Origin of the sequence: Tamlana sp. 2_MG-2023 (assembly GCF_030548465.1) — a bacterium.
In the GTDB taxonomy this organism is placed as follows: domain Bacteria; phylum Bacteroidota; class Bacteroidia; order Flavobacteriales; family Flavobacteriaceae; genus Pseudotamlana.
On the sequence record NZ_JAUOSF010000003.1, the window covers coordinates 289,025 to 302,968 of the forward strand.

Annotated in this window: 7 protein-coding genes; 4 read left to right on the plus strand and 3 right to left on the minus strand. The window is 36.3% G+C overall.

The genetic code is table 11. The features are described from left to right. Positions 1 to 156: 156 nt before the first annotated feature. Positions 157 to 2,700, minus strand: coding sequence for a hypothetical protein (locus Q4566_RS06655; protein ID WP_303419856.1), 2,544 nt, complete (start codon positions 2,698 to 2,700; stop codon positions 157 to 159). A gap of 331 nt (positions 2,701 to 3,031) precedes the next feature. Next, a complete protein-coding gene (locus tag Q4566_RS06660; RefSeq protein ID WP_303419858.1) occupies positions 3,032 to 5,410 on the minus strand; it encodes a hypothetical protein in 2,379 nt (792 codons plus the stop codon). A 96-nt stretch (positions 5,411 to 5,506) separates the two neighbouring features. On the opposite strand from Q4566_RS06660, the gene Q4566_RS06665 reads away from it, so the two are divergent. Continuing rightward, the gene (locus tag Q4566_RS06665) at positions 5,507 to 5,980 is read left to right on the plus strand and encodes a regulatory protein RecX (RefSeq protein WP_303419860.1); all 474 of its coding nucleotides are present in this window, start codon (positions 5,507 to 5,509) and stop codon (positions 5,978 to 5,980) included. A 496-nt stretch (positions 5,981 to 6,476) separates the two neighbouring features. On the opposite strand, the gene Q4566_RS06670 is transcribed toward Q4566_RS06665, so the two are convergent. Next, entirely contained in the window at positions 6,477 to 7,817 is a 1,341-nt protein-coding gene (locus tag Q4566_RS06670; protein ID WP_303419862.1) for a deoxyguanosinetriphosphate triphosphohydrolase, read from the minus strand. A gap of 189 nt (positions 7,818 to 8,006) precedes the next feature. On the opposite strand from Q4566_RS06670, the gene Q4566_RS06675 reads away from it, so the two are divergent. The 3 genes from Q4566_RS06675 (at position 8,007) to Q4566_RS06685 (ending at position 13,700) form a co-directional block, all read left to right on the plus strand. Further along, positions 8,007 to 8,390, plus strand: a complete 384-nt coding sequence (locus Q4566_RS06675) for a carboxypeptidase-like regulatory domain-containing protein (protein ID WP_303419863.1) — start codon at positions 8,007 to 8,009, stop codon at positions 8,388 to 8,390. Positions 8,391 to 8,667: 277 nt separating this feature from the next. Beyond that, on the plus strand, positions 8,668 to 11,466 hold the full coding sequence (locus tag Q4566_RS06680; RefSeq protein WP_303419864.1) for a TonB-dependent receptor: 2,799 nt from the start codon (positions 8,668 to 8,670) through the stop codon (positions 11,464 to 11,466). 38 nt (positions 11,467 to 11,504) lie between these two features. Beyond that, a complete protein-coding gene (locus Q4566_RS06685) occupies positions 11,505 to 13,700 on the plus strand; it encodes a hypothetical protein (RefSeq protein ID WP_303419865.1) in 2,196 nt (731 codons plus the stop codon). Positions 13,701 to 13,944 lie beyond the last annotated feature (244 nt).

Genomic DNA, 13,944 nt, shown 5'->3' on the forward strand with positions numbered 1-13,944 from the left:
TGAAAAGTTTAATTTTACGATGTTCTTAAGATTCAAGATTCAAGAATCAACTGTCAACAGTCAATGGTCAATGGTCAACTGTCAATGGTCAAAAGTCAAATGTCTTCCGTCTTCTGTCAAATTTTTCAATTAAACAAACCCAGGTATAAACACATTTTAACTTATTCCCTTCTTAACCACCACGGTTCCATTATCAAATTCAATTTCTGCGATAAAAATCGGACTTAAATTAGGAAGGCTATAGATTTTATCGGTGCCAACATCCTTTAATTGATACAATTCTTGCCCCAGTAGGTTGAAAATACTAATGTTTTTGATGTTAGTAATGCCGTTAGTTTTAAATTGCACTTGGTTCTTATCATGGGTAATCATTTGAATTTTTAAGATGGTGTCAAGGTCTTCCGTTGAAAGGGTGCTGTCTTCGAAAATAATTTCAAAACGTTCGTTAAATTCACCTATTGGAGAGGTAAAGCTGTAATCGGTATTGAATATGTCCCATCGCGTTGCAGGTGTGTTTTCTTTATCTAGTAAAATGACTTTGTGATTAGTAAAAAAATCACCTTCGGTACGATTTAATGAAATGGTGTATAAAATGTTTGAAGTTAAAGTAGTTTTAAATCCTAAAGGAATGACTTCATTTGCAGTTAAGCTGCTAGGAGCTTTACCTTGTATGGTGAATTTTTTATCAACTCCAGGAACTATAGAATATAGTGATGCGCCGTTTGTAGGGCTTGTGTCCGCATCATAGGATACGCCATCGTCTGCATTGGTGGCACCATCAACATAGCCTACTAACAATTGCTTAAATGTGTTGTCCGTTGAAGTTAAATTAAGCCATAATTTATTGGGCTGGATAGCTTCTGTTTTAGAATCGTTGTTTTGTTTAAAAAATACTCTATTAGCAGCAACGTAACTTGTTCGCATACTGTTGTTAAATTGAACCTTTGCTGAGTTTATTCCTGTAGATGCCCCGTCTTTCATAATAACAAAAAAGCTTTGTCCAGAAGGTAAGGCAAATCGATTTACTGTAGGGTCTAGTCTTACCGCAGAATTGCTATCCCCTCCTGTATCTGTGTTGCCTGTGTCGTTTATTATAGCATAGTCATCTTGGTTGAAATTTTGTTGCTCATTACCATTTAATGTGGATAGTGGTGCTGAGTTTTGTGACCAAAAATAAATGGCACGCTCCAATAACGGGTTTCCGTTAAAAAATTGATCGGAATCTAGAGCTGAGGGGTATGGGTTTCCAACTAAATTCCAGTTTTTGTCTCCTTTTTCGTCATCATTTCTATAAATATCGACTTCTATAATACCATTATTGAAAGTTCCCGTGAAAGTGGCTTCTAATGTTGTATCGTTTCCAGTTCCATGAGTATTAAAATAACCTGGGGTCGTTGTGGTGACATAGCCTATGCCAGGTTGCATCTGTATGGTAGGGTTGCTTACAAGAATCCAATCATTACCGTCGTCATCTACATCATCATGTCCTGCAACTAAGCTATTGTCGTTTTGATCCTCTTCTAAAGCGTCTTTGAAATTTTCTGCATCAAAGTTAAATAACCGATTTGGGTTGTAAAACGGTATGGAGGTAGAGAGTATAGCACCTGCAACAGGAGAGCTCCAATAGGTGTATTCGTACCAAGCATCCATTGGGGCTGTTTCTCGATACATCTTCATTTCACCATTATTTTCTACTTTTCCGAGGTCGTTATGTTGTACCAAGGCACTGCCCGATTCTATGATAAGGGAAGCATTATTTTCTACGATCACATCATTTTCTACCACTACGGTGCCGTTGTTATTAATTGTAAGCATATTTCCGCTAGTAACGGTTAGATTACAAGCGAGAAAACTTCCATTATTATGAGTGTCGTAGTGGTCTGAAATAATAACTTCAGTATCTATTGCTGGAGTGCCAGTCCAACCTGAGCTATCCCAAGTAGCAACACCACCAGGACAAATGTCGGGTTCTCCCCAAATTTCTATGTTGTCTATGGCGATGTCTTCTTCGCCAGCATTCAAGCTGAATTCAACTATAATATCCATAATGTTACCAGTTGCAGGCATAGTACTGCCAGAAGGTGTATTAGGATGAGGTATTTGTTCTGTGAATTGTACGAAATCTTCATTAAGAGTCGTTCCATCTCCAGTACCATCTAAATCGTTGTCGATTGAAGCTAAAGTATCATCGTCTCTAAGGTAATTACCTTCTACCCATAATAGAGGTTCAAAAACTGAATGGCCATCAATGCTATAATCAAAATGTACGTAATCATTGTCTCCTGATTGATTTTCCCAAGATGATGTGTTGTTGTCATGATCCTCGGATAAATAAACTCTAAATTCTAAGTTTTTATAACCGGCTATGGGGATGTTTGAAATGGTTAATGTAAAGGGTAGGCCATGGCTAGAGTTATAACTATCAATATCCTGTGCAGTAAAAAAGTAATCCCCAGCAGGAAGGGTACTATATTCATAGGTCATATTGGATTCTTCTATACCATATTCGTCTGTTCTTTTGAAATAATCATTGTCTTTTCCTTGAATATCTGTATCACCTTCAGCTGGCGAAGTGGTGTAGGTATTAGGAGTAACACTAGTAGGGTGCGTTTCAAAGTCCAAAATATAAATCTGTTGCAATTGCCCAAAGCAAAAGCTTACGGCAAAACAAAAAAACAGGGAGAGGGTAAAATTTTTCATGATTAATTAATTTAAAGGCCTTGATATTAATTAGAGTTGAGGGATAACAACAAGGTATTGCAGGCTTATGTCGTAAATTTACACAAAAAGGCTAAGAAAAGGAAGTTGATTTATAGCTGGTTAACCAATAATCTGACAGTTTAACGTGAAAGGAGACATTTAATTATTTGTCGCAGAACAAATAACCATTAAAAAATATTCAATTTTTTTAAAGTAGTATTTAGAGACGAGCGTAAGTTGATGTAATCTAACGTTAGGAGGAATCTCTTTTAACGATAATACAAATAAATATTTCAACATCCCATCAAATAACTAAAGGGATAAACCACCTTTAATGAATGCCTTTCACACTAACAACTTCCCCACTTGCCAATTCTATTTTTGCTATAAAAATCGGACTCAAATCAGGAAGCAAATAGGTTTTGGATGTGCCTCCTCCTTTTAAGTTATAAAGATTTTGTCCCAGGATATTAAAAATTTGAATGTTGTTGATGGCTTTTTCAGCGGAATTAAATTGAAAGTTGTGGTTTTCTAATGCTATTATTTGTATTTGATTTGTGGCGCTGAAAGTTTCCGCCGAAAGGCTGTTATTATCGAAAACAATCTCAAAACGGTTATTAAATTCGCCAATTTCTGAAGTAAAAGTATAAGCCGTATCCGATAAATTGTGAATCGTGTTTGTTAAATTATCCTTTAAATAGATGTTGTTTTTTGAAAGAAACTCCCCTTGAAATTGATCGAGTTCTAATTTGTAAATGGTAGACGTATTAATTTTTGTGCTAAACCCAAGTTTAATGTTTTCACTTTCATTTATATTGTTTAAACCCTTGCCTTGAATCACGTATTTTTTATTGTTAATATCGATTGAAGAATATAAGATGGCGCTAAAACCTTGGTTAACGATTCTTGTGGCGTCATAAAAAAGCCCGTCATCTGTCTCGGTGGCTCCATCAACATAGGCAATTAGAATCTGGCTAAAAACACCTTGGTTAGTTGTGAGGTTAATCCACAGTTTATTCTCCAAAGGGTTCGATTCTTTTTTTACATCCGAATGTTTTAAAAATTGCGTATTACTCATTTCATCTGCCACACGCATGGCGTTTCTAAATGTCACAGTTCCATTGGTTAAACCAGGAACAAAAAAGCCTTGACCAGTTGTAATGTATTTGTTAGGAATGATACCACTTGATCCTGCGGCTCCTCCAGAACCTATAGTAAACGTGGCATAATCATTTTGATGAAAATTGGACTGCTCATTTCCTGGGTGAGAAGCGTGATGTTCGGTAGCATGCGACCAAAAATAAGCAGCGCCATCAATTACAGTGGCATTGGCTTGCTGAAAAGCTACAAAATCAATCGCTGAAGGATAAGGATTACCAATAAGGTTCCAAGGCGTGCCGGTGTTACTTATGTTTTTTGTAATGTTTGTAGTAATATCACCTGTATTAAAAGCGCCTTTGAAGCTTACGCTTTGGGTGCTGGGGTAGGTTAATGTCCGACTAGACATGCAGGCGTAGCCTACTCCGGGAGTCATGATGTGACCTCCAGGAATCACTTGCCAATCATTTCCATCATCATCGATATCATCTCCGTTATTATCAATAAAATTTTCAGCATTAAATAAATAAGTTCTGTCATTATCTACATCGGGGAAGGCATGATCTATATTTTCAGCATTTACGGGAGAACTCCAGTAGGTGTAGTGGTACCATTCATTTTTTATGGGGGTTATTTTATTCACTTGAGAAATTCCTGGGTTGTTAACTGTAAACGTTCCATTTTTATTATTCTGAACAAAATTTGCTTGGGTTTCAACAATTAAGTTGCCGTTTACAATCACGTCGTTTTCAATTTCTACGTAGGTGTTGTTTTCAACAATAAATGAGGTTCCAGATCCAATAGTTAATTTACAGGTTTTAAAACTCCCTAGGCTTGTGCTGTAATCTGCTAAAATTTGAACTTCTGTGGTTAAATCGGGCGTACCGCTCCATCCTGAATGATCGTAAACAACGGTTGTTAAGCAAGGTGTTGGTGTGCTACAGGTATAAGAACATGCTGTTAAAGTTATTGCTCCATTGGTTCGTGTCCAGTTTGAGGGTTGTACGACATCGGCTAAAATTAAGGTTTTGTTACTTGTTGTGGTGCAGTTGAAAGTGCCGTTTTCAAAATTACCCATGTTCATAGCATTTACACTATTGGTTAATCCTGCAGGCACGCCACTGCGATTTGCTGTTACGTTGGCATCGGTATCTGCCCAGCCTAAAGTGTTTCCAAAATGTATGGCGTATAAAAAAGTTGGGGTTTGTTCGCTGCCTTGAAAAGCAGATATTTCATCGCCAGAAGCTTCGTTTAAGGTAAACCCGAGTTCCGACTCTATAACATTTCCAATAGTTGCGGAATACGTGTTTTCTGTGATATGTCCAGTATCTGTGATGGTTATCGCAGTTCCGCAAGGTAAGTCGGTGGTGGCTGTCCATGTTACGGTACCTTCGCCAATGGTAGAAAATTTGCCGCCGGTGGGGAGCCAGTTTTTATCGGTAAAATGAATTTCTGTTCCGCTTAAAACATCGGTTAATAAAACGAATGAAAACTGATCTGGATTTACTGAAATGACGCCTGTGATTGCAATGTCGCCTTCGGTTAAAGTGGTCTGAGAAAAGCCTAAATTAAAAATAATGAGGCATAGGCTTAGTAAAGTAGTTTTCTTCAATGGTTTAATTTTCGAGTCTTTTGAGAGAGAAACTAAAACGTGTTTTTAAATATTTTTATTCAATTGTTAATTTATCCTTGTTATTTTTGGTCTTCTATGCAGTCAAAAAAAACATATACCGTACAAGAGGCTACTAAAAAATTAGAGCATTATTGTGCGTATCAAGAGCGTTGTCATCAAGAAGTTCGAAAAAAGTTGGTGTCTATGTACATGATACCCGAAGCTATCGATGTTATTATAGTCCATCTTTTAGATCACAATTTCCTTAATGAAGAACGTTTTGCCAAAGCCTTTGTTCGAGGTAAATTCCGAATTAAGCATTGGGGTAGGCGGCGTTTAACTTCTGAATTAAAGCAGAAGGACATTTCAAAATACAATATCACTCAGGCACTAGCTGAAATTAATGATGATGAATACCTCACGGTACTTTCCGATTTATCTGAAAAACGAGCGAATTTAATAAAAGAAGTTAATACTTACAAAAAACGTAAGAAATTTATTGATTATTTTTTATATCGTGGTTGGGAGTCTCATCTGGTTTACGAAAAAGCGCATGAGTTTATTACTTAGCTTTTGAGTTTTAGGACGGATGACAGAAGACAGGTGACAGCTGTTTGAAGTAAAATATTAGATGTAAGAAGTTTCAAGCTTCAAGTTGAGTTATCGTTCCTGCCGAAAGAAAGTGTCTTTATTAATTCAAGTCGCAGGTTTAAGTTAAAAGTTAAAAATTTGCCTTATCGTCAAGAGTCAAGAGTCAAGAGTCAAGAGTCAATGGTCATCTGTCTTCCGTCAAAGTTTCTCATTCAACAAATAAACATTCCAGCAATTAAAAAGGGAAAAGTTAAAAATGAAAAATAACTTCAACTCTAACAATCAAAAACCAACTTTCAATTTCAGTTATTGGTTAAACGACTAAACAAATAAACGCATAAACATTCTAGTCATTAATAATGAAAAATGAAAAGTTAAAAAATTACATTAGAATCAACAGTCAACAGTCAACAGTCAACAGTCAACAGTCAAGAGTCAATGGTCTTCCGTCTTCCGTCAAAGTTTCTCTTTCAAATCAAAACCCCAACCCCTTAATTTTCTTATAATCTAACATGGCCTTGCTATCAGATAGTAATGATACATAATGGCAAACACTAAGCAGACGCGTGTATAAGTCGTCGTCTTTGGTTTTTAAGGTGTCAGGTAGTCCTTTTAAAATGAGCTTATCGTAATTAGAAGCCGTATGATTGTAACTGTTGTTAACCGCGGTAGTGTAAGTGTTTAATAAGGTATTGATAACGCCGTAGCCTACAATCTCTTTGTCTATCACTTCGGTAGATTGGTAAACTTTATCAATGCTAATTTTAATGACATCTTTAATTTGAGCGTCGTAGGCACTTTTGTCTAAAAGGGCACAATCGAATTCACCGCTTAGTATGGCTTCTTCGTTCGCCATAAAAATGTCCACAGCTTCGTTTATTAAAGTACCAATAGCTAGGGCACGTAAATAACCAATGCGGTCTTTTTGAGTTTCAAGGGCGTAATAATGTTCTGGAATGATGTTTTTTCTAATAATTTTAGATAAATATTCCAGTGCGTATTCTTCTTGAATCAAACCTAAGTTGATACCGTCTTCAAAATCGATGATGGTATAACAAATATCATCGGCAGCTTCAACTAAAAAGGTAAGCGGATGCCTTGAGTAGCTTAGGCCGTTATCACTACGCTTAATTAAGCCAAGTTCTTGGGCGACATCTTCAAAATTTTCTTTTTCCGATTGAAAAACACCATATTTCTTATCGGCAATATGATTAGTCGGTTTTTTTGGTAGCGATTCTTTAGGATATTTTGTAAAAGCCCCGAGCGTGGCATAACTTAAACGAATACCGCCTGGGCGTCCGGGGTGACTTTCGGTGAGAATTTTAAATCCGTTGGCGTTACCTTCAAAATCACATAGGTCCTGATATTGTGCTGGAGTTAACTGCTCTTTATATGTTTTACCTTCACCGTTTATAAAGAATTCACCAATGGCTTTTTCACCTGAATGTCCGAATGGCGGATTTCCAATATCGTGAGCCAAAGCAGCCGCAGCTACAATAGCACCAAAATCATTAGGATGATACCCATGAATATTTTTTAAATGTGGGTGTTTTTCTAAAAGTTTATGCCCCACGCTACGACCTAAAGAACGTCCTACCACACTCACTTCCAGGCTGTGTGTTAGACGGGTGTGTACAAAATCGGTGTTCGATAAAGGAATGACTTGGGTTTTGTCTTGAAGGCTTCTAAATTCCGAAGAAAAAATAATACGATCGTAATCCACTTCAAAACCTACGCGGTTCTCATCTTGTTCTTTTCTAATGCGTTTATTAGTGTCGCCAAAGCGCTTTAAGGATAATAGTTGTTCCCAGTTCATCGATATCTATTAAAAGTGAGGGCAAGATACTTATTTTCATTAAAAAATGCAGTTGTTATTAAGGGCTTCAAAATAATGAGGAAACATTGTTAACATTAAGGTAACATTATCATGATAAACGATTAATGATTTGGTAACATGTAAGATGCTGTTATGCAGTTACTTTGCAAAATATTACAAATTTAAGTCATGAAACAATTTATCTATAGTTTAGTCTTTTTTATTTCAGCCTTAGGATTTGCCCAAGAGGCTGGTTCTATAAGTGGTAATTTGCTAGATGTGGAAGCTGAAAATGCACCGCTTTTATATGCTAAAGTTATGGTTAAAGAAACTGGCGCTGAGGTCTTATCAGATGAAAATGGCTTTTTTAAATTTGATAATTTAGCCGAAGGGACTTATACTTTGGTTTGCAGTTTTACAGGTTATGAAACCAAAGAATCTCAAGTTCAGGTAGAAGCATTAAAAACGGAAGCTGTAAAAATGTATTTAGAAGCTAGTACGGTATCTTTAGATGATTTGGCTTTAGTTTTTGCTAGTGCCGAAAACAATACGTCTAAAGTGAGTAATGAGTAAGTAATTGAGGGGAATCGATTATAGTCTGGCGCGCTTATAGCGTGTTTAGATCACAAAGTAAAAAGCTGCTTTCGTTTATACGAAAGCAGCTTTTTTATGCGGTAATATCTTGTTTTTTCTAGCTACCTCAATGTTAATAAAATGTAAACAGTCTTTCTGGTCTATTCATTTTAGGATAACCTTAACATAACACTTTTGTTACGGTTCTTTAATCATGAGGTAACACTAGAATTAAAGTCCTATGGTTTCTTTGCAGCGTGAAATTATGACAAAAACAATGAAAAAATTATTAGTATTATTTACAATCATGACGTCGGCATTTGCATTTGCGCAAACTACCGGTTCGGTTAAGGGCAAATTAACCGATAAAGAATACAATAACGAACCACTCGCGTTCGCCAATGTATTAGTTAAAGGCACTACAACAGGAACCACTTCAGATTTTGACGGACTTTACTACTTCGATAACATGGAGCCAGGAACCTATACGTTACTATATAGTTTCGTTGGGTACCAAACTCAAGAAGTAGAAGTTACTGTAGTAGGCGGTAAAACTACAGAGGTGAACGTAGTATTGAGTGCCAGTGCGGCTTCTTTAGATGAGGTTGTGATTACAACGTCAACAAAAAGAGAAAGTGAAACAGCTTTATTATTAGAGCAAAAGAAAGCGGTTGAAATTAAGCAAAGTATTGGAGCTGAGGAGCTTACTAGAAAAGCGGTTTCAAACGTTGAGCAAGGATTATCTAAAGTGTCAGGAATTACTACAGTGCAAGATCGTGGTATTTTTGTACGTGGTTTAGATGACCGTTATAACTTTTTATTAGTAAATGGTTTACCATTAGCTTCATCAGATCCTGATAACAAAATTATTCCGTTAAGCTATATCGCTACAAGTATTGTAGGGTCTGTAGATGTATTAAAAACGTTCAACAGTAGTATTTATCAAGATTTTGCTGGAGCAACCTTTCAAATTAATACGAAGCAAATTCCTAGTCAACCCGTAACTGTAGTGAACTTTGGTGCAGGCATGAACACCAATACGACGATGCAAGATTTCAACATTGACAACAGTGGTGACTTAGAGTTTTTAGGTTATACTGGTGGTGGTCGTCACCTTCCAGGACCTTATAATAAAGATGCAACTTTAGGTTATACTGCAACACCATCAGAATCAGCAGAGCTGTTTGATACGTCTTGGACGCCAAAAACAACCAAAGCACCTTTGAGTACAAGATTTGGAATTTCTCACGGACAAAGTATCTATAACAATGGTACCGATAAAGTAGGATTCTATTTTAGTTTAGATTACAGAAACTCTTACCTGACACAGCAAGGTGTTGAACGTGCTTTAAACTCTGAAGGAACAGCACAACAAGATTTTCAAACAACAAACTATAATTTCTCAACACAAAAGTCTTCTTTACTAGGGTTGAGTTATAAAAGAAATAACAACTTCAACTTATTATTCAACACCATTTACCTACAAAACTCTTCAAACTTTATTAGAGAAGCTGCTGGTGATAACAATGGATTTACACAGTTAAATGATAAAGTATTCTACATTAGAGATACTAAGTATACAGAAAATGATTTAGTGTCTTTTCAGTTGTTAGGTGAAAAATCTTGGCAAGATGATAAACACGTATTATCATTTGGAGGTTCTTACGGCATGGGTAACAACAATGTTCCAGATAGACGTGTATTAAGAACAGCTGGTGAAGGTGAAGAAGCTGAGTATATTACAACAAACGGTATTGACCCGTTTAAATTCTACCAAGAATTAGAAAACAGCAACGTAAACGCTAAGTTAGAGTATCAAGTTGGTTTTCAAAAAGACGAAGAATTAGATAAATACACAGCTATTTTAAAAGCCGGTTATAACTTTGATGCGATTTCTTATGACTTCTTCAATAGAACCATTTCTGTTGATCAAAACTATAACGGTATTTTACCTTATATTAATACGGAAGATCCACAAGCATTTTTCGACCAAGGTTTTGAAGACGGTTACTTATTCTACAGAAATACTGCCGATCCTCAAGCCAAAAGTTTTATTGACCAATCTATCCACGCGGGGTATTTAGATTTCTCTAAAGAATGGGAGCGCTTATTGGTACAAGTAGGTGTGAGAGGTGAATTGGCTTACAGAGAAATTACTTACCGTAAACAATTAACATCTATCAATTCACCGTATTCAGTACTAGAATACAATCCGTTTGATATTAGTCCGACTTTCAACATAAAATATACACTTAACGATATCTCAAATGTACGTTTGGCAGGATCTAAAACGGTAACGAGACCACGTTTAAGAGAGATTTTACCAACAACTTTCCAAGATGGTGATGGTAACCAGGTGATTGGTAACCCTGAAATTGAAAACTCTACAAACTACAACTTAGATTTAAAATATGAAATCTTCCCTTCAAATTCAGAGCTTTTAGCTTTTACAGCTTTCGGGAAATTCATAGATAATCCAATCGAGCGTTTATCTAGAGCAACATCAGTAGGGTATAGAACTTACTTCGATAACTTCGATGAAGCTTATATATATGGTATCGAGCTTGAAGCCAAATTAAACATTGGTAATGTTACAAAAACAGAAGCTTTAGAAGGGTTTTCATTTGGATTCAATGGTATCCTTATGAATTCAGAAGCTTCAGCAGATCCTGATAGTGATGAGTTTGCTTCGGTAACCAATACCAATAGAAAACTACAAGGGGCGTCAGACTGGGGGATTAACACCGATTTAAGTTACAAGCTTATTGATCGTGATGCCTTTAATTCTTCACTTAACTTAATTTTTAATACTTACGGAAAACGTATTTACGCGGTAGGAGTTGAAGGTGCCGATGAAATTTATGAGAAGCCAATCAATCAATTAGATTTTTCTTGGAATACCCAATTCAATGAAAAAATAGGTTTACGCTTAACGGTTAGAAACATCCTAAATGAGAAAACATTATTTACTCAAGATGCCACTCAAGATGTGCAGTTCCCAGACGAGTATAGTAATGTGATTGAAAGTTTTGACCAAGGTGTGAGCTTCAGTTTTAACCTTACTTACAAATTATAATTCAAATTAATAAAAACCGAAACAATTAAATAACAAAAATGATGAAAACAAATTTTTTAAAAATTACACTTGTAGCTAGTTTATTCTTAGGTGCAATGTCATGTAGCAATGATGACGATGCCACTGGAGGTGGTGATGATGACGGAGGTAATGTAGAAGGCGTTATCGAAGGAACAATTTCTGAAGATACTTTTTTAGAAACTGGTAACTATATACTTAGAGGTTCTGTTTACGTAGATGACGGAGCAACTTTAACTATTGAAAAAGGATCAACAATTACAGTTACAGCTGAAGATCAACTTGCTGGAGTTAACTTATTAATGGTATTACAAGGTGGTAAATTAATCGCTGAAGGTACTGCTTCTGAACCAATTGTATTTACTTCTGAAAACAAAAACCAAGAAGGTGGTGCTGGTGACTGGGGTGGAATTACTTTACACGGTAAAGCGCCATTTAATGGTCCTGCAGATTCTTTATCTGAAGCTGGACAAAAACCTTACGGTGGAACAGATGCTGCAGATAGCTCAGGATCTTTAAAATATGTACGTGTTGAGTATGCTGGACAAGCTTCTTCTGATGGTGAGTTCGAATTCAACGCTTTTTCTTTCTTCGCATGTGGTAGTGGTACTATCGTAGAAAATTGTGAGGCTTTTGAAGGTGCTGATGATGGTTTCGAATTTTACGGAGGAACTGTACACGCTACAAACTTATCTATGGTAGGTATGGAAGATGATTCTATCGACTGGGATGAAGGTTACCAAGGGTCTATTACAAATGCAGTAATCTATCAATATGATAATGTTGGAGATTATGCTTTTGAATTAGCTTCTAGAAGTGGTGAGTTTAACGCAACTCCAAGAGCTAACGCTACAGTAAAAGATGTTACTGTAAGAGCTAGTAACAGAGCAGGTAAAGCAGCTTTCGATCTTAAGCAAGGTACTGCTGGACACTTCGATAACATCGTGGTTTCTAACGCTGAAACAATCATTTTCTTAAACGATCAATTAGATCAAGTAAATGATGGTTCTTTAGTGTTCACTAACGCTAACTTTGATTACAGTACAAACTTAATGGTAAACAATATTGATGATACTGATGTGTCAGGAACATTAATTTCTCAAAACCCTGTTGCAACTGGAGCTGATGCTTCTGCATTTTCTGGATGGTCTAGATATTCTGAAATCGATGGTACTGGTGCTCAAACTGGAGTTATCGAAGGTACAATTACTGGAGATGTAGTGATTCCAACTGGTAACTATACCCTTAAAGGTGCTGTTTACGTAGAAGACGGAGCAACTTTAACTATTGAAAAAGGATCAACAATTACAGTTACAGCTGAAGATCAAGCTGCTGGTGTTAACTTATTAATGGTATTACAAGGTGGTAAATTAATCGCTGAAGGTACTGCTGATGAGCCAATCGTATTTACTTCTGAAAACAAAAACCAAGAAGGTGGTGCTGGTGACTGGGGTGGAATTACTTTCCACGGTAAAGCGCCATTTAACGGACCTGCAGATTCTTTATCTGAAGCTGGACAAAAACCTTACGGTGGAAATGATGCTTCTGATAGCTCAGGATCTTTAAAATATGTTCGTGTTGAGTACGCTGGACAAGCTTCTTCTGATGGTGAGTTCGAATTCAACGCTTTTTCTTTCTTCGCATGTGGTAGTGGTACTATCGTAGAAAACTGTGAGGCTTTTGAAGGTGCTGATGATGGTTTCGAATTTTACGGAGGAACTGTAAACGCTACAAACTTATCTATGGTAGGTATGGAAGATGATTCTATCGACTGGGATGAAGGATACGCTGGATCACTTACAAACATTGTAATTCACCAATATGATAATGTTGGAGATTATGCTTTTGAATTAGCTTCTAGAAGTGGTGAGTTTAATGCGCTTCCAAGAGCTAGCGCTGCTGTATCTGATGTTACTGTTAGAGGTAGCAACAGAACAGGTAAAGCTGCTTTCGATCTTAAACAAGGTACTGCTGGACACTTCGATAACATCGTTGTGACTAACGTAGAGACTGTAATTTTCTTAAACGATCAATTAGATCAAGTAAATGATGGTTCTTTAGTATTTACTGATGCTAACTTCGATTACTCAACTACTGAGGTTATCAATAACATTGATGGTTCTGTTGTAATTAGTTCTTTCATTACAACTAATACGTCTGCTACTGGTGCTGATGCAACTGCTTTTGAAGGATGGTCTAACTATGCAAATCTATAATATTAGCTAAATAATGAATCTTTAATCTAAGATTCATGTTGTCTATATATTTTAAAAACCCTGCAAATTAATATTTGCAGGGTTTCTTGTTTTTTCTCTAAAAACCAGCCTTAATTTAGCAAATATTTGTTTTCAATGGTTCTATAATAAGGTATTCAAAATAATGGTGTAGTTTTCATTCCAAAAAAGCAAGAAAAACAACTTTCTTTTTAAATTAAAAAATATATCTTTGCAGCGCGAAAAC

What these genes read in the sequence shown, in the direction of transcription:
- Q4566_RS06655 (WP_303419856.1), bottom strand. Translation starts at nt 2,700, where the DNA reads ATGAAAAATTTTACCCTCTCCCTGTTTTTTTGTTTTGCCGTAAGCTTT.
- Q4566_RS06665 (WP_303419860.1), top strand. Translation starts at nt 5,507, where the DNA reads ATGCAGTCAAAAAAAACATATACCGTACAAGAGGCTACTAAAAAATTA.
- Q4566_RS06670 (WP_303419862.1), bottom strand. Translation starts at nt 7,817, where the DNA reads ATGAACTGGGAACAACTATTATCCTTAAAGCGCTTTGGCGACACTAAT.
- Q4566_RS06675 (WP_303419863.1), top strand. Translation starts at nt 8,007, where the DNA reads ATGAAACAATTTATCTATAGTTTAGTCTTTTTTATTTCAGCCTTAGGA.
- Q4566_RS06680 (WP_303419864.1), top strand. Translation starts at nt 8,668, where the DNA reads ATGAAAAAATTATTAGTATTATTTACAATCATGACGTCGGCATTTGCA.
- Q4566_RS06685 (WP_303419865.1), top strand. Translation starts at nt 11,505, where the DNA reads ATGATGAAAACAAATTTTTTAAAAATTACACTTGTAGCTAGTTTATTC.